This is a genomic window from Bacteroides sp. UBA939 (assembly GCF_002293435.1).
In the GTDB taxonomy this organism is placed as follows: Bacteria; Bacteroidota; Bacteroidia; order Bacteroidales; family Bacteroidaceae; genus Bacteroides.
In genome coordinates this window covers 2,742-24,813 of the sequence record NZ_DBDF01000057.1, presented here as the reverse complement: position 1 = coordinate 24,813, position 22,072 = coordinate 2,742, and the positions used below count along the sequence as shown (strand labels likewise).

Sequence of the window (22,072 nt, the reverse complement as noted above, 5' to 3'; positions counted from 1 at the left end):
ATGGATTTTACATTTTTGTTGCCCCTTATCATTTCTGTTGTCGTTACAAGTGGATTTGTAGGCTTTCAGCTACATTTCTTTAAAAAGACTCGAAGATATCAGAATCTGTTCAATAGCTTTTTTAAAAAGAAGGAAGCTTATTCCAAATACATGACAACCATAGGAGATGAACTGTACCTACAACTATTAGAGGTAGGCGAATCTAATTCTGATCTTAATAGTTTGATTCAGGAAATTAATCGTTATGTAGTTAAGACCAAGGGTACCACAGATTTTACGGTTATTCAAAACAAAGTGGAACGCAAGTTGAATATGCGCTATGACCAGTCCACAACCCATTTAGCATTTCCGACATATTTGGGTCTTATGGGTACATTCGTTGGAGTATTCATGGGTATCCTTATGTTCTTATTAGGCTTTGATAATGCAGGGAATATTAGTGATGATTCTATTAAAAACCTGCTTATTGGTACACTTGTCTCTATGTTTACCAGTCTTTGCGGTCTTCTCCTTACAACCATAAATAATGCATTAGCAGGAAATTCCAGAAAACAGATTGAAGAAGATAAAAATGATTTTTACGATTTTGTTCAAACAGAACTGATGCCGTCCATCAATGTAAGTTTGGTTTCCGCGATTGGGAAACTTCACGAAACGGTAGATCGTTTTGAGCCTGCGTTCGATGGCGTCATTAATCGTTTTCAAACTACTTTTGATAAGTGTACATTAGCCTTCGGTAAGAACTTTGAGAAGAATGTTGTTGCTGTTGCCGGTGCTGTAGAGGCTATGGGTAAGAATATGGATAAGATAAATGAGAACATCCAATACCAGAAAGAACTTATCCAGACGATGAAAAGTGATCAACTTGCTACTGGCATGGACAAGTATATAGAAGCTGCGCATCAATTCATTTCTATTACACAATCTTTAAATAAGTTTGAGGAGGCTCGCCGGATGATGCTGGCAGCTGCCCAGGAATCTATCAATCTACAGAATGCTTATGCTGATTCGCTGAAGATTCCTCATGAGCTAGCGGTTCGCATTAACCAGATTCTTGATCGTGTTAAAGAGTTTGAAACCAGCATAAATCTCCTTGGTGGTCAGCTTTCAAAGAGAGAAATTCTGGGGAATGATGTGGTCAACAAACTTCAGGAACAAATTTCTGCAATTGGAAAGAAACAGAAGATCGCAGATAATTATCTGGAAGAGGCTGATGATAAACTGGAACATTTGTTTAAGGTGCAGACCAAAACTATTATGGAACTCAACGAGCGATATAAGAGAGCTATAGAGGGGCATATAGAAGGCTTTGAAGAAATGATAAAGCTTCAGACAACAGAACTTGAAATTCGCCATGCTGCATTCATGAGAGTCATTGAAGAACGCCTATCTATTGAAGATGTAAGGTCTGAATTCGTCAACCTCAGTAAACTGGAAGATATAAACAATAAACTTGTTGATCTAAAAAATATTGACCAAAAAATTACAGAGTTATCAGACGCTATAATGACTACGGACAAAATCAAAACATCTGTAGTAGATCCGATTAAGCTTGAATTGTCTGAAATAAAAACAGGATTAAAACAAAAGGATGATGAGAAACCTACTGGTGTACTGGGAGGTCTATTTCGTAAATAATAATATATGGACGGAAGAAATAATAGTTCATTTTGGCCAAGCTATGTAGATATTATGACAACACTGTTTGCCATAATGTTGGTATTGTTCGCAGTATCCTTCAGCCGATTCAAAATCAAAGAAGGCGAATTAACAGATAAAAACAACCAACTTGAAATCTTGTTGAAGGATTATCAGAGTATTATCTCCATCTATTCAACTGTAGGTTCCATTGACAATACTAAATATTTCGGATATAACAACATTTATCTGAAACACATGTTTCAAATAAATGTTGAGTATCAGACCCAACAGTATGATATCAATACTAAGTTGAAACTTGATATAGGCAATAAACCTGCTGCTGATACCATAAGGAAACAGATTGTCGAAGCTGGACAGTTAGTGCAGCAGAAGATTCAGGAATTGAACCGGACTATTCCAGAAACTAAGGATAGTAATATAAAATTCTTAGTCATCGTTGAAGGACAATCATCAAAGGTTCCGTTCAACCAAGATGCATGGAAGAACAACTATACGTTGTCTTTTCTTCGTGCTCAGTACCTCAATGAATTCTGGAAGCAGAACAATATAGACTTTACATCTATACCAAGATGCGAACTGTTGATATCTGGAAGTGGAGAGGCAGGCGTACCACGAGAGGTGCCAAATGAGAAAGAGCTGAAAGAGAAACATCCTGTATATAGTGATTACATTAGACAATGGAATCTAATTGAAGAGAAGAACCAAAGATTCCTTATCAATATCGTTCCAGTCTTAGGTAACATTGACAATATCAAAGCTAAACTTGATGAACTGTCAGCCGAGCAGAATTAATATGGATAATCAACACATAGATCTATCTGATATAGAGAAGATTCTTGGTAAGCCAACCAAAATGTTCCTCTTTACAGATGAGGAGGAGTCTTATGCGAATCTTCGCCAATCCATCTTTAATGCTCCACATGACTCGTATGACAAAGCAAAACTACCATTTGATGGGGTGCAACTCATGAAATATGAGTTACATGTTCTAAAACAATACTCAGAACAGAAGAAAGAAGAAGGGAAATTGCTATTCTATATCAAATCAAGAGAAAAAGGCAAGACTGTTTTTGCATCTGGCTACTATGACGAACAGCGTAACCTGTTTGTTCTCCTTGCGCACAGCATTGTTAATAGAACTATCTATTCGGATCAGCTACAGGAACTTCACTCAGACATTGCCAAGCAGCATGCTCTGTATGAAAAGAGCACTTTAAAACAAGATTTATCCTGTAAAACAGCTTCCATTGCTGCCAGTTATGCATTAGGCAAGAAAGTAGATTTTACGGAATGGAAAAGTTTGTCTGGTAAGTCTCTTGCCGAGAGCTATGAGTATTTCAGGCTTCCCAATATTCGAGATCTTGAGGCTAAAAAAGCAAATACACATAAGAAAGGAGAACAGCACATTTTCAAACTGGAAAACCCCCATATCTGTAAAGCTTGTGGCTACTACGATGAGGAGACCAATCATTTTTATATTATGAAGGGCAGTATGTTCTCAAAAGCAGTCAGTGAAAAATATGCAGCATCTACTTCATGGGATACCCGCAAGCATTTAGTTGAGAAGTCTTGTACTGATATGGGGAAATACTATCTGGTTGACAATGATTTTAAATGTAGAACGGCGACGGCAGCGGCATCCATCCTTATGGGGAAAATCTCCTATTATGCTTCTTGGGTAGATAATGAAGGTAATCATTTAAATGACATATACCCGGATCACTTTACCGTTAGAATTTCACATAGGAGTATTTCGGATGATAACCTTTCAAATACAGAAGATAAGTTGTCTAATCCTCATTTTTTCTTAATAAACGATGTAGGAGATAGAAAATATGAAGCTGAGGCATATTATGACCCCAATTCTAAGACACTGACGGTTCTTGCTGGTGCACACCTGTCAGAAGAAGTTTCAAAGGAATTCCGTTTTACAGCACTGGAATTCGGGCGCCGGAACTTTATAAAAAAGTATTGTTCTCAGAGAGGGGAAGAAACCAGATTAAAAGAAAATTATGCATTCGATTCTCCCCAAACTGCAGCTTGTTATATCATGGGGCGCACTGCTGATGGTTGGCATGAGTGGCAGAGTAAAAATGGGAAATTATTAATTGAAATATATCAGGATTATGTATAAGAGGATTATCTTGATTTTGATTAGTATCTTTGTTTTAGCCATAGCTATCGGACAATGTACGAATGATGATGAATATGTAAATGATGAATCTCTTCAAAACACATTTGTGGATGATAATAAATCTTTAGCAAATATCGAACACTCAAAGGAGATAACTGATCAGAATCCATCTCCTAAGAAGGAACTAGACTTGAATGAAATGCCAAAAGGACAACCAAACGCAAAAATAGCAGTAGAACATGGTGTTCCTAAGCTCGAGACCCCAAGAATTATAAATGCAATGCCGGAGCAAATTCTTAGCCGCCTTGGGTATTCACTATCATATAACAACACGACTAAGTGTGCCAATTGGGTAGCATGGCATCTTACCAAGGAACATACTGATGGTCCTTGGTCCAGGAAAGGAACACGATATTTCGAAGACACGGAAGCCTCCAAACCTCGTCAAGAACTTGTGGATTGGGGGCAAAACCCCAATGGTCTCGACCATGGTCATATGTGTCCAGCTGGAGATAATAAGTGGTCAAAACAGGCTATGGAACAAACATACCTTCTTACAAATATATGTCCTCAAAACAGAAAGCTCAATGGGGGCGATTGGAAAGAGTTGGAAGAGAAGTGCCGTAAGTGGGCAAAAGAATATGGAGATATCTATATAGCTTGTGGCCCCATGTATTACAATGAAAAAAAATCAACAATTGGAGGTTCCAAAGAAATATGGGTACCGGATGCATTTTATAAAGTTGTTCTCTGTATGAAAGAAACGCCCAAGGCAATAGGTTTTATATATCCAAACGAAGGGAGAGATCACCCTATGAGCTATTATGCCTGTTCTGTAGATAATATTGAGAGTAAAACCGATATTGATTTCTTTTATAATTTGCCTGATGACATTGAAGTTGTTGTTGAAACGCAAAACAATATAAACGGCTGGTAATTGCTACATGAAACTAAAAAAACGGAGTGAAGTGATTATATTTATTCTATCAACCAATACTTCAAGGAGTTTGGCGTTGTATCCAAGATCATTGTGACGAACAATGCTAACTCTGAAACAAAGTCATCTCTGCCTTACCAACAAAACAGAAACGGCCTATTCTCGTCTTGTCTTGTCGACAGAACAATAATAGCCCTAATTAACCCCTGTATTTTGTTTTATTTCCAAAATGCACTATATTTGCAGCATAATAGAAACAAAACAAAGAAATGACCTTTCTGGAATTTAAAGAACAGCTATTCGATTTGTCATGCTTTAATATCTATCAGGTATATGCATGGCAACCCGACTTTGACCGGAATAACCTTACCCGTTGGATTAAGAAAGGGTATCTTATCCGGTTAAGGCAGGGCTATTTTGCATTTTCGGAGTATAAGAACAAGCCGGATTATTCTCTTTATTTTGCCAACCGAATTTACCGTCCGTCCTATATCAGTCTGCACACAGCATTGTCATTCTACGGAATGATACCGGAAGCAGTGGTACAGATTACCAGTGTGACATCACTAAAAACAGCCTCATTCGCCAATGACTTTGGCGAATACTCATATAAGAATGTCAAAGTAAACCTGATGTTCGGGTACGAACTGAAGCCAATGGCAGGCAACCGCACTATACAGTTTGCCACACCCGAAAAGGCATTGCTCGATTTACTGTATCTTTATCCGTTCTATGATAACGAACAGGAACTGGAAGAACTGCGTTTGGATGAAGATTACCTGCACGATGATTTGAACAAGGATTTACTAATGGATTACTGCACCAAATTTCAAAACAAGGCGCTTGACCATCGGGTAAAACTACTTCTTAAGACTTACGATTTATGATACAGATTGAACAGATAAGGAATTATTTTCCAACTCAAATCCGTGGTAATTCGAGCTTCGATAAGCACATCGTGAAAGAGTATTTGCAGTTGATGATTTTGGATTACCTTTCTTCTACTCCAAACATCCAGAAGATGGCTTTTATAGGTGGAACAAACCTTCGTTTGGTAAAAGGGATAGACCGATTCTCCGAAGACTTGGATTTCGACTGTAAAGACCTGTCGAAAGACGAGTTTATTGAAATGACAAACGGAGTAATCCAGTTTTTGGAACGTTCAGGATTACGGGTAGAGGCGAAGGATAAAGATAATCCGAGATTGACGGCTTTCCGGCGTAATATCCATTTCCCGGAATTGTTGTTTGATTTGGGACTGAGTGGACACAAGGAAGAACGTTTCTTGATAAAGGTTGAAAGCCAAGACCAGGGAATCGTTTATCCTTCGGTCATCACAAATATCAAGGGCTGCGGATTCTTTTTCCCATTCCCTGTTCCTTCCGATGGGGTGTTATGTAGCATGAAAATAGCAGCCATGTTAGCCCGTGCTAAAGGTCGTGACTTTTACGACTTGATGTTTTTGTTGGCACAGTCCAAACCCGATTACAATTTTCTTTCAGAACGCTGCGGAGTACATAACTTGCAGGAGTTCAAACAAGCAACAGTAGAACTATTGAAAACTGTTGATTTGAAGAAGAAACAAAAGGATTTTGAACACTTGCTTTTCAATAAAGCCAATAGTGAGAAGATTTTGAGGTTTGGGGAATTTATAGATTCACTAACAGAATAATTCAATGCGAAATGTATGCTTCAGGAATGAAGCGCACGGAGTTTCTTTTTCTTGAACACAGAGGCACAGAGATACAGAGTTTTATCTTTCTTTGTGATGTAATTGCCCTCTCTGTCATCCTCTCTTTATCTCTCTTTTTAAAAGAAAGAAAAACTCTGTATCTCTGTGTTCAAAGAAAGCCTCTGTAATTCACCACAGCACCTCATCTCCCTACGAACACCTTCCTCCGCAGCACATCTGTACCATTAGTAACTATCACAATATAAACGCCATTCTGCATACCGGGCAATCTCAGATAATTATCATTTGTTTGCTGCGACAATACCCGCCGTCCTGACAGGTCAATAATCTCGATTCGTGTAGTTTCATTCTTGTTCAATCCGCGCCACGATAACTGCCCGTTGTAGTAGAATAATTCTCCGGTAGAGGGAGTAGCTCCCGATGAAATCCCCGTCTCTACCTCATCCACACAAGCCGCATAAAGCTCATGAATCGACCAGTAATTACCCTTGCTCCCCGTCTGCACTATCCTGAATTTCGAGGCATCTTCCGCGGGGAAAGAAATAATCAGTACCGCCCCCGCATTCTTTCCAGACGCTACAAGCTTCCAATCGCCACCCTCACCGGTATTCAAATACACCTCATAGCCTGCGGGACCATCGTCTGGACTCCCTGACGTATCCAGAATAATACGGTTCAACCTATGCACCGACCGCATATCCACCATCACCCACTGCCCGGACTGCTGCGAACCACTCGTATCCCAGCGCGTAGACACATTGCTGTCAATAGCCCTGGGAGCATTAGAGTTATTCGTACCGGCAGTAATAACCCACTCCGTGCGAGACAGCAACACATCCGTTGCCGTGAAAACGGGAGTCATCGACAGATTATTCTTCCATACATTCAACTTACCCGCCACCGTAGCCGCCACATCAGTCACGGCAGATGTCACCGCCGCCTGCTTTTCGTGCCCGCCACTGACGAAAACAGCATTGTTCCTCGTATTGACCACTGCATTATGAAGCACCACACTACCGGCAGACTTCGGCAAATTCATGAAAGATGCCTGCCCCGATGTGCTGAAATTAGCCAGATTCAGATTCAGCTTCCCGCCTTCAACAACTACACCATGCTTGGCGCTTCCCCAAAAATCAGCACCGAATAGAGTCGCTTCGCCCGTGAAACCGGACTTGGCACTCACAAAACGAGTCTCCGAATAAACAGAACTGTTTCCTTCAAGCGCCACTATCTGGGAGTTTATCATATCGAAACCTGCCGGAGCCAAAGCTTCATAGACAACACCATTCCAGGAACCATCCACACCCAGTCCCAACGAACGGCCGGATGCTGCCTTTCCCTCATCGGCAAGGAAGACGATGCCTTCGAAACTTCCATAATGGAAGTCATTGTACAGAATCTGGTCACGACAATCTCCCACGGTCATGAAACGTAGTTCCGCCTGGTTCTGCCGGTAAATCTTGTCCTGGTCGGCCGCCATACTATTGGGCCATGCGCCGAACTTAGTCTCCCAACCGCAGCCGTAGACGATGGTATTGAACTGCATGTTGCAAACACGTCCGCCCTGAGAACCTCCGCCAATGCGGATGGCATTCATAAAAACATGTCCCGCCAGATAGTCCACATAGTGATTATCGCATTTATATGTAAAGAGATCCACACCATTATATACAGCTCGCAATCCTACGTTCACGATATATGCGTCTTTCCCCGTCACCTGAATGCAATAAGGATACCGGGTCACTGTGGGCAAGGCAGAAGCCACCTGTTCAGGATAGTCGAACGATAAACCGCGCAAGCCGCTGCCTGCCGAAAGCTTAAGGAAAGGCTGTCCCTGCTCCTGCCCGCGCCCGGCATAGACTTCGAGGATGCTGCCTTGTCCACGCGGAACACTGCCGAGGTCGGAGGCTCCACGCAACTCTACACCTGTAGGGACGGTCAGGTTACCCAATACTTTGTAGCGTCCGCCCGGCAGGTAGACGATGCCTCCACCGTCGGCGGCTGCCCTGTCCAGTGCATTCTGAATGGCACTGGTGTTATCTTTGCCCGATGCCAGTCCCGAACGGATATTGGTCTGAAGCCATGTGCCGCTCGTGCCGGAGTTGAATGTGACGACAAAAGGTTCGGCGCCGAAATCGAGTACATTATATAAGGTAAGGCGTGCGGGCTTTGTCTCCGGTACTTTCATTTCCGGGAAGTCCGGCAGAGGCTTCGTATCGACAGGGGCATGGTCGATACGGCATTCAAACAGGGATTGATTTCTGATATCCGCCGTCTTCGCGAAACGATTGCCGGTCAGTATCGTGCGGGCGTCGGAGCCGATATATATCTGCGGGGCAGCGTTATTAAAGTCGGTATCAGAAGCCACGAAATCGCCTCCCAGACTATTCACTGCGCCTTGGCTGACGGTACATTGCTGCATCATCAGTTTGGCGGAAACGCCCTGTTCCATCAGTATGGCTTCATCCGAGGCTGATATTTCACATCCGTAGAGTTGTACGGGTCCGGTGCTGGCGGAGGTTACTACCACTCCGTTCCTGCAATCTTCAATGCGGGCGCGGGTGAACATGATGCCTGCCGAAGAGGTGCCGTCGAGGTAGATGCCCGTCTCGCAGTTGCGCAGGGTGAATCCGTAGTTATGTCCGTTTGGCGTGGCGTCTCCCGCCAGGGAAGCACCGGTGCGGAAGCCCTTGTTATAGCCGTCGATATCTACATAACAGGTGTACGACCAGTCGTTGCGGCGCATCACAATACCTGTTCCGTTGCGGTATATCCAGTCGGCGTAGGCGCTTCCTGCCCCGGGCGAGCCTTCCAGACCGGAGTCTGCCCAATAGTGGGGCGAGAAGTGTATTCGCTCGAAGCGGCCGACGTCGGCTATATTGTCAATCTCGATGCCGCGGGACAGCGGTGTGCCGTACACATCATATATATTGGGACAACCTCCTCCATTGGTTCTCGACAGGACGATGCCGCTATAGGAATTCACCAGCGTGACGTGGCGCACGTTGCAATACTCGTTTCCCCATACGCCATCGCGTCCGTAGAGCACTGTGGGCGGATAAGGGGTAATGTTGTCAGGGTTCTGGTGCGGGTACCAGATGCTGAGGTGGGTCAAGGCGGTGGAGGGTTCCATTGTGATAAATGCATCTGCTTCTATTTCAGAGCCTCCTTTCGTATCTACCATCAGTATGGTTCCTGCGACCGGGCTTCCTTTCACCGGGCGCTTCCATTCGCCGCGCAGGGTTACTCCGGTGGGAATGAAGAGTTTACCGGAGATGCGGTAGCGTCCTGCCGGGACGAAGAGTACGCCGCCGCGGCGGTTCTCTCCCAGTTTATTCAATGCTGTCTGAAAGGCGTTCCGAGAATCGTCCACGCCGGTGGGGTCGGCGCTAAAGTCGGTGGTGACGGTGTAGGTTGACACTCCTACGTCTTCCGTAGGGTAATCATCCGAGGCAATCAATTTCCAATTCCCGGGCTTGTCGCCGGATTGCGCCTGTAGAAGTGAGGCGGATAAAATCAACATACAAAAAGGTAGTAATTTCTTCATGCGATATGAATTATTAGATTATGGTTTTCCAATAAATTAATTTATGGTTCGATGATAAATAGGCTATAGTTCTCCTATAAATCAAAGAATAATGGTACAAAGATGCAAGGGGGCGGTTAATTTCATGATTAATTAGTAATTAAAAACAGGATAATTTTAGTGCCTATACTTAAAATCGGGGATAAAAACTAAAAAAACTACTCGCCCGGCATTTAAAAAGCTATTTTTCATCCGCATGTTGCGCAGGATTACACAGATTGGGGTTTAACGAAATCCGCCCTGACCTTATCAACGCGTGTAATTCGTGCCTAACTATTCATTCATAAAAGAACATAAATACACTCCCTTAGAACACCCTTTCCTATTTCACTCCCGGACTGAGGTACCTTAAGTATACGACTGAGATAGGGTCAGTATACAACTGAAGTACCTTCAGTATACGACTGTTCCTCCCCCCGGAATACCAACCTATTTATTAAAATAATTTACCCACCCAATATTTGCTAAAAACGCCATTCAAGAGCCTTTCATCCCACCCAGAATATGTTCTGAGAAGGGGTGAAATCACTATACGACTGAACGCCATTCAGTATACGACTGAATAGGGTTCACTCGTATACTGAATAGGGTTCAGTATACGAGTGATTTATGAACAGTAATAGAGGTACTATATTTGTATGCTTTTTTGTCACTTTTCAACAACATACTTATGGAAGAGAATAACTTCTTCACAGCAAGTTCCGGTTGTATGAATTATACAGCCCAGGAAGTCTTTTGTGGAACGTATATTTGCTACATGCACAGCTTTGCATAATCGGATATTTTCTCTTCAACCTATCATTAAATAAATAAAAAGTGATATATTTGCATATTATATGATATATTGGATATGACAAAGAATACAATGGGTACCAAGTTAATCCGAAAATTGGAACAGAAGATGCAGATGGTAGGGGAGCAAATCAAACTGGCTCGTCTACGAAGGAATTTAAGTGTAGCTCAGGTGGCAGAACGGGCAACCTGTTCGCCGCTGACTGTGGCCCGTATAGAAAAAGGTGCACCTACCGTAGCTATAGGCATCTATTTACGTGTTCTGTATGCTTTACAGCTTGATGATGATATTCTGTGGCTTGCCAAAGAAGACAAACTGGGAAAAGCCTTACAGGATTTGAATCTGAAGACAAGAGAACGCGCCTCTAAAAAAGAATAGCCGATGAAAAAATTATATGTATATGCCGACTTTGATTGGCTTAAAGAGACGGTGCTGATAGGTGAGCTTGGCTACGAATCGCTTCGTGGGTCGGACAGTTATTGTTTTATTTTTAATAACGATTGGCTGAAGAAACATAGTGATTTGTTTTTGAGTGATGATTTGAACAATTATCCGGATCGGCAATACACGCAGCCCGGAAAAGACATATTCGGTTGTTTTTCCGATGCTTTACCCGACCGTTGGGGGCGAACCCTGTTGCTTCGCCGGGAACAAATTTCGGCAGTGGAAGATAAAAGACCTGTACGACGGTTGTCTTCTTTCGACTTTCTGACCGGCATTGATGATTTTTCTCGAATGGGCGGTTTTCGTTTCAAGGAAGATGCGGCCGGAGACTTTATAAATGTAAGCGAGTCTTTGAAGATTCCCCCTTTGACAGGTATTCGAGAATTGATAGTTGCCAGTGAGGAAATAGAAAAAAGTGAAGAGGAAAATATCCTTCCCGATAAGAAATGGATTGCGCAGCTCGTGCAACCGGGTTCCTCATTGGGTGGGGCAAGACCAAAAGCCAGTGTAATAGATACGGATAAAACATTATATATTGCAAAATTCCCATCACGGAAGGATGATTACGATGCAGGCCTTTGGGAACATTTCAGCCATCTGCTTGCTGCGAAAGCAAAGATAAATGCAGCCGAAACTAAAACCCTATCTGTAGGAGAAAGATATCACACGTTGCTTTCCAGACGTTTTGACAGAACCAAAGAAGGTAAGCGAATTCATTTTGCTTCAACAATGACATTATTAGGGCTTAACGATGGAAACAATGCCACTACCGGACATGGTTATCCGGATATTGTTGACTTCATCATTCAGAGTTGTACAGACGTAGAAGCGAACTTGCAGGAACTGTTTCGTCGTGCGGCCTTTAATATCTGCATCGGTAACAGCGATGATCATTTCCGAAATCATGGCTTCCTTCTGACGGCTAAAGGCTGTACCATGTCACCTGCATACGATATGAACCCTTCGCTGAATGAGTACCAAAGTTTGCTTATTTCTTCATCTTCCAACAAAGCGGACTTGGGGATTCTGCTCGCCGCATGTGAGGATTATATGCTTAAGAAGGAAATAGCAGAAAAGATTATTTCCGAAGTCGTTGACGCTGTGAAAGAATGGAAGAGTTTGGCGACACAATTGGGAATCTCTAAACGGGAGATGAATGTGTTTAGTGGCGTACTTGATGAACGATTCCGCATTACTCTGCGGAACTATAATTGCCCTGCGAATCTATAAGCCCCAACTCCCCAAGCACAAACATAAAGTAGCTCACTCCTGTTTCGACATGTCCCGTGCCCTCAAACCGGATGAGGCGTACATCGCAGCCTTGAGCCTTGAATGCATCGTACGCATTCCGGGCGTTGACAAACGGCAGGTACTCGTCATCCTCGCTCTGTACCAGCGCCAGTGGAGCCTGTGGCATCCAGTTGAGCAGCGAATTCTTCTCCAGCGCTTGGATGAACCGGGCTGTTTGCGGATGTTGCGGGTTGAATACATCTTCGTTCATAAACGCCCAAAAGTCTGTGCCGAGTTCGGAGTTAAGTTCGCCGTTGTTCAGGGTTTTGGCGAGAATCCACTCCTCGTAATGCTCCAACAGCTTTCCTTTGAAGATGTGCGAGAAATCGAGTTGGAGATTCTCGGCATAGTCCAGCCCGAGGTAGAGCGTTGGAATCATCAGCGGGAACGGAGCAGTAGGATGTTGTTGCAATGCCTCGTAAGTGGCTACCAGGTCGTACGCTCCCGCACCTGCAAATACTTGCCTGATGCGGATTTCTTCAGCGTATTTCTCCTCGGAAACCTTCTGGAATGCCAGCGCAGCCGCACCACCTTGCGAATAGCCAATCACCGTCACATCGTTTGGTGGGGTACGACCAAGGGCGGTAAAGTATTCCTGCACGGCGAGCACCATATCCACGGTACTTTGTCCGGTGCTCTCCACGTGGTGGTACGGATGCACCATGTCTACCGACGAACCGAAACCGAGATAATCTACCGAGATGACGACGTATCCCGCATAGGAAAGCAGTGACTCGATGCCGCCCATGATGACAGACGGGACATCCCTGTTGGCGCTGGTATTGAAATGCTGGGCGACTACCGTCCCCCGTACCGGTAGCAGTATCGGGTAGCTTACAATGCCCGAGGCGATAACCGAACGGCCGAACGGGTCGGTTGTCCGATACTCAATCCTGTCCACCCGCACAGGCAGGGAGGGCAACAAGTCGAGCAACGAGCGGTCGAAGTCGTAAGAGCCTCTGTCGGCCATTTGATTCTTGTCGACGACTTCCGAAGCGGTGGTGCCCACCAGGTAACGGCCGCTCGGGATGTGGGGAGGTTCATTCTCTTTGTCACACGAGGTTGTGCCGGCAATGGATGCCAGCAGGAGGATTGTTTGGAGGATTCTTTTCATGGTGATATGTTGTTTATATGATGATTTATGCTTGAACACAGAGACGCAAAGGCACAGAGTTTTTTCTTTCTTTTGAGAAAAGAACCAGGATAAGAGTACACAGAGAGGGCGACTACGTCGCAAAGAGAAGAAACTCTGTGTCTCTGTGTTCAAATATAAATTCTCATTTATAACACACAAAGAAAAAACTCTGTGCCCCTGTGTCTCTGTGTTTAAATCACCGTTAAATTATCATTTATTTATAAATTCTTCCGTCACAGAGACAGAAACACTATCCGTAGCACAGGCAGAGAAATAACCGGCTAACGGGACTACAGCGCCTGCCGTCCGCATAAGATTAGTTGGCATATTGGCAGGAGGGCCAACCATAATGGGCGGTGACGGACGGACTTCCTTTTTCCCGTTGAGCGAGAAATCGTAGAACTCTTTTGTTAATGAAAGAGCTATCAACGTCAGCTCATCGCCGGCTGCAAGCGTCAGATTCTCGTCTTTCTGGCTGAGCGAATAGATTTCCACCCCTTCCAATGTCTTGCTATTGATGTATGATTCGTCAAAGAACGTATATTGGTCGAGGCTGTCGGTCACCATACGGTTGTTGATTCGTACTTTCAGGCAGATGTAGTTTTCCTGTTCCCGGGGCAGTTCGCACCATGCCAGTACGTCGACGTAATCCTTCATCCTGCTCCATTTCAAGTCAATCCTCTCGCCCAGCAGAGGAAGGGGCATTCGCTCCGAAGCAGTGAAACAATCCGGTGTCCCATCATTGTTCCAGTCCACTGCCACATCGAGCTGATAGGATTCTCCGGAGAATCCGGCAAAAGCTGCATCAGAGAGGTAGACCCCGGGCGACTGCAACTCCTCAGAGAACAGGTACACCTCTCCCGTCGACGCAGTAACCCTCACCTCAGCACCGGAAACACCACCGGGGGCAGTGTCCGAGAAATACGGCGCCGACCGGGTAATATCAATCCGTTGCCGTTTCAGTTCATTAGTAACCGTTCCGTAAATCACCAAGTGCTCCACGGCATCCACCGTCTCAATCTCAATCTGCGCAGTGCACGCTGCCAGCAGACAGGTACAGGCTACGATTCCTGATGCAGTTATTTGGTTTCTCTTTCGTTTCATCATTGCTAAAATGAAAAATTCCATGTAATCGAAGGTACGTAAGTAAACAGGTACATCATCTCCCCACGCAGCACATCCGGGTTACCCGCTTCCTGTTTAAAGTAGACCATCCACGGATTCCTGCGTCCGTAGGCGTTATAGACCGCGAAGTTCAGACTATGCTTCCAGCGCTTGCCCGACCTGGCGAGATGCCACGTGGCGGACAAATCAAGGCGATGATAAGCAGGATACCGGTACTCGTTGCGTCCGGAATAGATGGGCACGTATCTATTCTCTATCTTGTAGCGCCCCGTAGGGTAGGTAACCGGCATACCGCTCGCAAGAATCCAATTGGCGGCAACCTCCCACCGGGGCGACAGTTTATAATTCAGCACAGTTGTCAGGTTCACCGGCTTGTCTGTCGAAGCCTGATACCATTCCCCGTTGTTCACGGTATTGATTTTCTTCATGCTGCGCGTGTAGGTATAGCTGAGCCAACCGGTCAGCCGTCCCTGTCTCTTGGCCAGCGTCACTTCAAGTCCGCAGACATATCCTTTGCCGAAGCGGAGTTCCTCTTCAAAGTGTTCGTTGAGTAGTAGCTCTGCATGGTCGCGAAAGTCGATTGCATTGCGCAGCAGCTTGTAATAGCCCTCGATGGAGAACTCGTAAGTGTCCTGTTTGAAATTGCGGTAGTAGCCTGCTGCAAACTGATGCCCAAGTTGCGGCTTCACATTCCGCGAAGCGTGAAACCAGACATCGAGCGGCGACCCTGACGATGAATTGGAAAGCATCTGCACAAACTGCGATGTGCCTGTATAGCTCATTCTGAGGGATTGACGTTCATCGAGTATCAAAGTCAGCCCCATGCGCGGGTCGAGTGCATACCGGGATATTCCGCCGTTGTCCGGGTTGCGGAAAGCAGTAGCCCGCAGCCCATACCTGAGGATGAATCGCCGGCCTGCCCTAACCTCGTCCGATACATAGAGCGATTGCTCCACGGCGTTGCTCTCTTTCAGGTGGATATTTCTCAAGGCGGTATTCCTGCCGATGCCAACCACACTGCCCGGCTCCACGGCATGGTGCGCCAGCCGGTAGCCGAACTGCAATTCATTATCCGGATGGATTTGCCAAGAGAAATCAGCCTTAATGCCGTACTCCCGCAATTCGGACGCATAGCGTTCGGAAAGCCGGTCGTATGCCTGGTTCACCATCCGGTAGCTGTATCCTACTCCCGTTGCCGTGACATTGGCGTAGAGGCGCGACGAGAATATATGATTCCAGCGCAAGCTGAAGGTGGTGTTGCCAAATTCCATCGCGGCTAAGTTCATGCCGTAGCTGTCTTTTCCATTGTAGAGGGAGGCAGAAAGGCGGTTGCGGTGGTCTATGCGCCAGGTCAGCTTGGCGTTCAGGTCGTAGAAATAGGCCCGTGCATCGTTGTCGCGCATTTCGCTCACCAGCGGAGTGAAGAGGTCGAAGTAGGTGCGCCGCCCGGCAATGAGGAAGGAGGAACGGTCTTTCACTACCGGCCCCTCGAACATCAATCGGCTCGATATAAGGCCGATTCCGCCGGCGCCGCCGAAACGCTGGTTGTTGCCGTCCCTGGTGCGTACGTCGAGCAGTGACGAGAGTCTGCCGCCATACGCGGCCGGCAGGTCTCCTTTGTAGAGTTGGGCGTTGTGCACCACGTCGGGGTTGAATACGGAGAAGAAACCCATCAGGTGGGAGGCGTTGTATATGGTGGCTTCGTCAAGCAGAATCAGGTTCTGGTCGTAGTGGCCGCCGCGCACGTTGAATCCCGTAGAACCTTCCGAGGTGCTCTGCACGCCGGGCATCAGTTGGATGGCTTTCAGCAGGTCTACTTCTCCCATCAACGCCGGCATTTGCCGGAGGGTATGTGCATTGATTTTCATGATGCTCATCTTGGGCGAGGTTACGTTGGCATTGGGATTATCGGGCGTTACCAGCACTTCTTCGAGTTCTACCGTCGGAGTCTGCGCATGTAGTCCGGTTGCCCAGAACAGTATGAATAGCAAGCTGACTAAATGCTTCATAGCGGAATCTGTTTTATATCCGTTTCATGTATTGCAATAACCCGAGAGCGGCCAGCACAACCCATAGCGCCACACCGGCTACGGGAAACACGGGCAACATCGCCACAGAGAGTACGAATGGCAAGTCGTAGAGCAGGGATTTCCACACGGTACGGCAGGAGGAATAAACGATTCGCGAGTCGGATATGCGCAGGAATGCGTCGGGCAGGTAGATGTCCCGCCTTCCCAGGATGCGTTGCGGTGTTACCGGCATTCCTGTCTGTTGCAGGGCTATGGCAACGAGTTTGCTGCAATACATTGCCTGTTCGCTTCGGCTGTTGAAGCCGTAGTCGTAGGGTTTTCCTACCTGGCGGTCGAGCCATGCGAGTACAGTGCGGTGGTCGGCTTCCGAGCGGTAGGTGGGGCGGATGATGCAAACGCTTCTTCGCCCGGAGAGGAAGCCTCGCACGGATCTGTACACTACGCCCAGGCCGGATGGATGGAAGGTGGTGGCTTCTACTATGCGGTTGTCGTCGGTGTACATGGCGGCATGGCAGTAGAGCGGGCTGCCCAGCAGGGCGGCTCCCAGTCGCCAGAGGGGGAACAGCCTGTCGGTGGTGAGCAGTATATCGCCGGCTTCCAGCACGGTGGCCATTGCCTGCCGGTCGTGGTCGGATATCCGGTGGGAGAGGCTGGCTATGGGGATTTCGAACAGGACGGTGGGGAGGAGGTGTAGGGGTATCTTGCGCATTTAATAAATAGTTTATATTACAAATGAGAGATAACGCTCGGAAGCTTCAATCAGGTTGCTGCGCAGTACAAGCAATTTTTTAGACGCGGATGACGCGGATAACACGGATTTTAAATGCTGAGCTATGTTAGCCTGTCCAGAAGAGAACCGAAAGAGAAAAAGAAATCCGCGTTATCCGCGTCATCCGCGTCTAAAAAATAATTGTATGCAGGAAAAAGCACTTAGAACCGATAACCAACTCCTATCTGGAATGATGAACGTTTCATCTTGGGTTCCACGCCCATATCCTTTTTCCAGCTGCCTTCTTCCACAGTTTCTCCATCCATCACAATCTTATAATCACTCTTCAGGTGGTTAATCAGTCCGAAGTTGTAGCGCATGTCGACAAACAATCCGTTGTCGAACGCATATTCGGCGCCGATCGTGAAGCCGATGTCGAGCTTGCTGAGGTTTTCGTCCAGCGTGGTCTTCAGGGATTTTTTAGCGTTGGCGATCTCTTCGAGCATCAATTCTTCATCCATCGCACCTTCTTTCATGAAGTTCTCCATCCCGTCGTTATAGTCCACTCCGAGCGCCATCCGGTAAGCGATGTACGGACCTGCCATGAGGCTCAGTTTGTCCGACGCTTGCATTCTTACCAGCAAGGGGATGTTGAGGTGGTGCATGGTGCTCGAGATGGAGAGTGTTCCGGTGGCGCCGTCCAGTCCCATTTCGAGCAATTCGAGCTGTTCGCCTTTGCCGCTGATTTTCAGTCCACCCATGCTATAGACAAGTTCGGGCTGGAAACTCCAGACGCCCTGGATGGGGATGATGGCTTGTCCGCCCAGGTAGATGCCTGCCTTGCTGCCGGGGTTGACGCTGAAACTGGCGTCCTTTATGCCAATCCGGTAGGTGGAATTGTTGAAACCTGCACGGACGCCGTACTTGATTTGTTGTTGTGCACTTGCCGTAGAAACGGCTGAGGTGGCTGCTACTGTTGCGATAAACATCGCGATAATCATCTTTTTCATTACTTTTTATTTTTAAAGGGTTACACAATTATTTTGTAGTATTCTCGGTTCAATTATCTTGTAGTATCCGTCATGCTGGGCGCAGCCGAAGCATCTCCTCCCCCTTTGTATTTCAGAAGAGGAGATGCTTCGGCTACGCTCAGCATGACGGATACTATCAAGGTATAAACTAATTATAAACATTTGCTTATGTGATTTAACTCTTAGCAAATATACAGATGAAATTTCTGTTGGATAATACAAAGAAGACGGCCATCTACGAAGTGGTATCCGGTGTCCACGAAGTGGGGGTTTTTATCCACGAAATTAGTATTGGGGTACAAGGTAAGAGATACCTTTGATTGGCAAACGCTATAAACCTCATCATAGAGCAGTCTTATAGTGTGGTAGGAATCATTGGGTATGATTGCCACAATCAGTGGGTATGATTCCTACAATCAGTGGGTATGATTGTATCCTAAGGTATATAGTCATCTATGTTCCGTTCATACATCAGGCAGGATGAAGTACTTCATGAACTGAACACTGAGAGTTTATGTTTAAACACAGAGGTACAGAGACACAGAGTTTTTCTTTCTTTTAAGAAGAGAACCTGAACCTGAGTACACAGAGAGGGCGACTACGTCGCAGAGAGAAAACTCTGTGCCTCTGTACCTCTGTGTTCAACAAAAGAAAAAACTCCGTATCTCTGTATTCAATAAAGAAAAAACTCCGTACCTCCGTACCTAAATAAGAGTATCCTTCAGTTGTTTGATTGCACTCCGCGAAATCTCCACCAGATAGCTTGTGGAAGGAGTAGCGAGTTGAAGAGTAGTATTTGTTATTTTCCGGATGTACTTACGGTTTACGATTACGCTTTTCCCGGTACGGAGAAACGTATCCGCAGGTAGCTTCTTTTCTATCTCGCCCAAGCGTTCAAAGACATCCTCTTTGGATCCGTTGGCAAGGAACATGCAGGCGTAGTCGCGGTCGGCCTCCACGTAGGCAATGTCTTCGGGACGAAGCAGGAACAGCCCGTTGTAGCTTTTGAATTTCAGTAGCTTTTCTTCATGCAGAGCCTCCGTCAGGCGTTGCAGTCCGGTGGAGGCGCCTGCGCGTTCGTGGTAGCGGGCAACGGCTTTCCTGAGACTCTCCGCACTGACGGGCTTCACCAGATAATCAATGGCTGCCAGCTCAAAAGCCTTCAGCAGATACTCCGGATAGGCATAGCCGGTGGTGAAAACAATGTCCGGCGGCGTAAAGGTTTCTCCCTGCATCAGCAGCAGCTCGTCTGCCAGCCAAAGACCGTTCTTGTTGGGCATCTGTATGTCGAGAAACAGCAAGTCTGGACGCAGCCGCAGGATACTAATCAGAGCGTCCTCCGCATTCTCACATTCAGTCAGGATTTCCATATCGGGAAAGTTGCATTCCAATTTCTCCCGCAGCGTTTGCCGGGGATAATATTCGTCTTCGACTATGATGACACGGGCCATGGCGTTTAAGTTTTGAATCAGTTAATTGATGTATGTATATGCCAGGGGTATCTCAACTGTGAACCGCGTACCGCTGGCGAGGTCTTCAATCTGCTGACTGATTTTCCATTGGTTGAAGCGATTGTAGATTTCTATCTGCCGGTTGAGTATCGAAAGCCCCTGCTTCGTGCTATGCAACTGCGGGTGCCGGGCGGCGTAGGTGCGCCCCACTCCATTGTCTTCCACACTTACGCAGACCGTTTGTTCGTGCTGCGAAACATGTATCGTAAGTCGCCCGTCCGACTTCAAAGGCATCAGCCCATGCTTCACGGCGTTCTCACAGTAGGTATGCAGTATCATGTTGGGCAACTTCACGGACTTGTCCACGTCTTCTTCTACCTCTATCGCGAAGTCGAACTTGTCCAGGAAGCGTACCTTCTCCAGGTCGAGATACATCTTCACGTAAGCCAGCTCTTCGTCCAGAGGACGGGCGGCTTTGTCCACCTCGTTCAGCGTCATGTAGGTGAAGTCGGAGTAAATGCCCAGTACGTGCATCGCTTCTTCCCTTGTACGGTTGGTGATATAATATTCGATGGCAGCCAGTACATTGGCATTGAAATGCGGAATGGCTTTCAGGCGGATGCTGCTGATGCGAAGTTCGTTGAGTTCTTTCTCGGCACGGAGTCTCTCCAGAAGAATCTTGTTCTTCCGCCGCTGGATGTAGAGCGCCACTCCGGCGCTTGCCATTATCAAGAAGACGATGCAGGCTACAAGAAACCAGGTGGTCTGCCAGAAAGCAGGCAGGATGGAGAACGAAAACGAGCGGGTTTCGCCACGCAGTTCGTTCGTTCCGGCATCGGCATAAATCTCGAAGGTGTAACTGCCGGGGCGAAGGTTGTTGAAGGTTACTTCACGGTCGGCGGACGGTTGGCTCCATTCGTTCTGGAAACCAAGCAGCCGGTAATGGTAGCGGACGTTCTGCGCCTGCGAATAAGAAAGTCCGATATAACCGAACCGGATGTTTTTATCTCTGTAATTCAGTGTTGAGATGGAATCCGCGATAGATTTCCAGTGGATATTGTCGATGGAAGACGAAACGGAGATTAGCTGCAACTCGGGTTTATGGGCCGTAGCAGCCATCTTGCGGGGATTAAAGCGGACAAGTCCTGCAAGCGACGGGAGGTAAATATTACCCGCGGCGTCTTCGGCAATGGCTCCAGAGGTGGATTCTTCTCCCATGTAACCGTTCTCGTGGTTGTAGAATATGGATTCCTGCCTGTTCTTGTCGAAGAGATAGAATCCGCTCTGGGTCAAGACTATCATCCGGTTGTCTGCACGGGTGAAGTAGATGCCATTAATCCCTTGAGGGAATGTCCTTTCCAACCGGACGGTATCGCCCGAGGAAACAAACAGCCGGTTTTCGGAGGAGAACCACACGTTCCTGTCGGCGTCGTTGCCCATGTGGCGCACTCGTTGCACGGAGTCGTTGAAGATGGTGTCCACAATGCATTGAGCGTCATAGTCGTAGATGCTTATCCCATGGATTCCGCCAAACCATAACCGTCCCCTGGCATCGAAGCAAGGTTTGGCTACCACTGCCTGGCGCATGGCATCCGCTGCGAAGTTCTTCACGACATTCCCCTGTGGCGTAAATTCAATCAGGCCGCTTTGGCATCCTTCCAGCAGATTGCCGTTGTGCAGAGCTATCACAAAGCAGGGGGTATTCATCCATGGGAGGTTCATCCAGCGCTTTTCACGTTTGCCAATCTTGAGTATGTCGCCCGGGCCGGGAAGGTACATGACGCCATCCGTCACGGCGCTATGGTCGAAGAAGAAGGCAGTTCCATACGGATTGGGCGGGTAAGGGACTTCGCGGCTGCCTCCTTTACTGTCTATCTCAAAAATCTTGCCTTGCAGCGTGCCGGCAATCACGGCATCCTTCTCCGGATGACGGAAGACGGTTCGCACTGCGTCGGTTGCTTCGGGCAGCTTGTAGGTGAGGAAGTTCCGCTCAAACAGGTTGAACAATCCCTGATAGGTGACTACCCAGAGGTTGTTTTCGTTGTCGATGAT

17 protein-coding genes are annotated in these 22,072 nt (G+C 46.7%); 9 read left to right on the top strand and 8 right to left on the bottom strand.

What is annotated here, in order from left to right; translation table 11 throughout:
• The 6 genes from B2Z67_RS03930 to B2Z67_RS03905 all read left to right on the top strand — a co-directional run bounded on the left by B2Z67_RS03930 (position 1) and on the right by B2Z67_RS03905 (position 6,405).
• Positions 1–1,638, top strand: coding sequence for a hypothetical protein (locus B2Z67_RS03930; protein ID WP_291528517.1), 1,638 nt, complete (start codon positions 1–3; stop codon positions 1,636–1,638).
• Between the two features lie 54 nt (positions 1,639–1,692).
• The gene (locus B2Z67_RS03925; protein WP_291528516.1) at positions 1,693–2,454 is read left to right on the top strand and encodes a hypothetical protein; all 762 of its coding nucleotides are present in this window, start codon (positions 1,693–1,695) and stop codon (positions 2,452–2,454) included.
• A gap of 1 nt (position 2,455) precedes the next feature.
• Positions 2,456–3,796: a DUF4357 domain-containing protein gene (locus B2Z67_RS03920; RefSeq protein ID WP_291528515.1), complete on the top strand. Its 1,341-nt coding sequence runs from the start codon at positions 2,456–2,458 to the stop codon at positions 3,794–3,796.
• A complete protein-coding gene (locus B2Z67_RS03915) occupies positions 3,789–4,733 on the top strand; it encodes a DNA/RNA non-specific endonuclease (RefSeq protein WP_291528514.1) in 945 nt (314 codons plus the stop codon). Before B2Z67_RS03920 ends, B2Z67_RS03915 begins: the two co-directional genes overlap by 8 nt.
• 269 nt (positions 4,734–5,002) lie before the next feature.
• Positions 5,003–5,620 carry a type IV toxin-antitoxin system AbiEi family antitoxin domain-containing protein gene (locus B2Z67_RS03910; RefSeq protein ID WP_291528513.1) on the top strand — a complete coding sequence of 206 codons (618 nt, stop codon included), beginning with the start codon at positions 5,003–5,005 and terminating at the stop codon, positions 5,618–5,620.
• Positions 5,617–6,405 carry a nucleotidyl transferase AbiEii/AbiGii toxin family protein gene (locus B2Z67_RS03905; protein WP_291528512.1) on the top strand — a complete coding sequence of 263 codons (789 nt, stop codon included), beginning with the start codon at positions 5,617–5,619 and terminating at the stop codon, positions 6,403–6,405. Before B2Z67_RS03910 ends, B2Z67_RS03905 begins: the two co-directional genes overlap by 4 nt.
• A gap of 202 nt (positions 6,406–6,607) precedes the next feature.
• On the opposite strand, the gene B2Z67_RS03900 is transcribed toward B2Z67_RS03905, so the two are convergent.
• Positions 6,608–9,973 (bottom strand): glycosyl hydrolase family 28-related protein, encoded by a 3,366-nt coding sequence (locus tag B2Z67_RS03900; protein WP_291528511.1) that lies wholly within the window; start codon positions 9,971–9,973, stop codon positions 6,608–6,610.
• A gap of 889 nt (positions 9,974–10,862) precedes the next feature.
• Here B2Z67_RS03900 and B2Z67_RS03895 point away from each other — a divergent pair.
• Both B2Z67_RS03895 and B2Z67_RS03890 read left to right on the top strand, forming a co-directional pair.
• Positions 10,863–11,183 (top strand): helix-turn-helix domain-containing protein, encoded by a 321-nt coding sequence (locus tag B2Z67_RS03895; protein WP_291528510.1) that lies wholly within the window; start codon positions 10,863–10,865, stop codon positions 11,181–11,183.
• Between the two features lie 3 nt (positions 11,184–11,186).
• Positions 11,187–12,479: a type II toxin-antitoxin system HipA family toxin gene (locus B2Z67_RS03890; RefSeq protein ID WP_291528509.1), complete on the top strand. Its 1,293-nt coding sequence runs from the start codon at positions 11,187–11,189 to the stop codon at positions 12,477–12,479.
• Here the strand turns inward: B2Z67_RS03890 and B2Z67_RS03885 are convergent.
• The 5 genes from B2Z67_RS03885 to B2Z67_RS03865 all read right to left on the bottom strand — a co-directional run bounded on the left by B2Z67_RS03885 (position 12,442) and on the right by B2Z67_RS03865 (position 18,548).
• Positions 12,442–13,653: an alpha/beta hydrolase family protein gene (locus B2Z67_RS03885; RefSeq protein WP_291528508.1), complete on the bottom strand. Its 1,212-nt coding sequence runs from the start codon at positions 13,651–13,653 to the stop codon at positions 12,442–12,444. The two genes, B2Z67_RS03890 and B2Z67_RS03885, sit on opposite strands and share 38 nt — an antisense overlap.
• 231 nt (positions 13,654–13,884) lie before the next feature.
• Positions 13,885–14,778, bottom strand: a complete 894-nt coding sequence (locus B2Z67_RS03880; RefSeq protein ID WP_291528507.1) for a DUF4249 family protein — start codon at positions 14,776–14,778, stop codon at positions 13,885–13,887.
• A 5-nt stretch (positions 14,779–14,783) separates the two neighbouring features.
• Entirely contained in the window at positions 14,784–16,808 is a 2,025-nt protein-coding gene (locus B2Z67_RS03875; protein ID WP_291528506.1) for a TonB-dependent receptor plug domain-containing protein, read from the bottom strand.
• 13 nt (positions 16,809–16,821) lie between these two features.
• Positions 16,822–17,442 (bottom strand): YiiX/YebB-like N1pC/P60 family cysteine hydrolase, encoded by a 621-nt coding sequence (locus B2Z67_RS03870; protein ID WP_291528505.1) that lies wholly within the window; start codon positions 17,440–17,442, stop codon positions 16,822–16,824.
• Positions 17,443–17,759: 317 nt separating this feature from the next.
• The gene (locus tag B2Z67_RS03865) at positions 17,760–18,548 is read right to left on the bottom strand and encodes a porin family protein (RefSeq protein WP_291528504.1); all 789 of its coding nucleotides are present in this window, start codon (positions 18,546–18,548) and stop codon (positions 17,760–17,762) included.
• A gap of 218 nt (positions 18,549–18,766) precedes the next feature.
• Here B2Z67_RS03865 and B2Z67_RS03860 point away from each other — a divergent pair, with 218 nt between their 5' ends.
• Positions 18,767–18,889, top strand: a complete 123-nt coding sequence (locus B2Z67_RS03860) for a hypothetical protein (RefSeq protein WP_291528503.1) — start codon at positions 18,767–18,769, stop codon at positions 18,887–18,889.
• A gap of 384 nt (positions 18,890–19,273) precedes the next feature.
• Here the strand turns inward: B2Z67_RS03860 and B2Z67_RS03855 are convergent, their stop codons facing one another.
• Both B2Z67_RS03855 and B2Z67_RS03850 read right to left on the bottom strand, forming a co-directional pair.
• A complete protein-coding gene (locus B2Z67_RS03855; RefSeq protein WP_291528502.1) occupies positions 19,274–20,020 on the bottom strand; it encodes a LytR/AlgR family response regulator transcription factor in 747 nt (248 codons plus the stop codon).
• A 21-nt stretch (positions 20,021–20,041) separates the two neighbouring features.
• On the bottom strand, positions 20,042–22,072 hold a 2,031-nt coding region (locus tag B2Z67_RS03850; RefSeq protein ID WP_291528501.1), incomplete at its 5' end, for a sensor histidine kinase.

Bases quoted from the DNA above. Each gene is read 5' to 3' on its own strand.
- B2Z67_RS03905 (WP_291528512.1), top strand. From the start codon at position 5,617: ATGATACAGATTGAACAGATAAGGAATTATTTTCCAACTCAAATCCGT.
- B2Z67_RS03885 (WP_291528508.1), bottom strand. From the start codon at position 13,653: ATGAAAAGAATCCTCCAAACAATCCTCCTGCTGGCATCCATTGCCGGC.
- B2Z67_RS03880 (WP_291528507.1), bottom strand. From the start codon at position 14,778: ATGAAACGAAAGAGAAACCAAATAACTGCATCAGGAATCGTAGCCTGT.
- B2Z67_RS03900 (WP_291528511.1), bottom strand. From the start codon at position 9,973: ATGAAGAAATTACTACCTTTTTGTATGTTGATTTTATCCGCCTCACTT.
- B2Z67_RS03910 (WP_291528513.1), top strand. From the start codon at position 5,003: ATGACCTTTCTGGAATTTAAAGAACAGCTATTCGATTTGTCATGCTTT.
- B2Z67_RS03865 (WP_291528504.1), bottom strand. From the start codon at position 18,548: ATGAAAAAGATGATTATCGCGATGTTTATCGCAACAGTAGCAGCCACC.
- B2Z67_RS03930 (WP_291528517.1), top strand. From the start codon at position 1: ATGGATTTTACATTTTTGTTGCCCCTTATCATTTCTGTTGTCGTTACA.
- B2Z67_RS03855 (WP_291528502.1), bottom strand. From the start codon at position 20,020: ATGGCCCGTGTCATCATAGTCGAAGACGAATATTATCCCCGGCAAACG.
- B2Z67_RS03895 (WP_291528510.1), top strand. From the start codon at position 10,863: ATGACAAAGAATACAATGGGTACCAAGTTAATCCGAAAATTGGAACAG.
- B2Z67_RS03870 (WP_291528505.1), bottom strand. From the start codon at position 17,442: ATGGCCACCGTGCTGGAAGCCGGCGATATACTGCTCACCACCGACAGG.
- B2Z67_RS03925 (WP_291528516.1), top strand. From the start codon at position 1,693: ATGACAACACTGTTTGCCATAATGTTGGTATTGTTCGCAGTATCCTTC.
- B2Z67_RS03915 (WP_291528514.1), top strand. From the start codon at position 3,789: ATGTATAAGAGGATTATCTTGATTTTGATTAGTATCTTTGTTTTAGCC.
- B2Z67_RS03875 (WP_291528506.1), bottom strand. From the start codon at position 16,808: ATGAAGCATTTAGTCAGCTTGCTATTCATACTGTTCTGGGCAACCGGA.
- B2Z67_RS03890 (WP_291528509.1), top strand. From the start codon at position 11,187: ATGAAAAAATTATATGTATATGCCGACTTTGATTGGCTTAAAGAGACG.
- B2Z67_RS03860 (WP_291528503.1), top strand. From the start codon at position 18,767: ATGAAATTTCTGTTGGATAATACAAAGAAGACGGCCATCTACGAAGTG.
- B2Z67_RS03920 (WP_291528515.1), top strand. From the start codon at position 2,456: ATGGATAATCAACACATAGATCTATCTGATATAGAGAAGATTCTTGGT.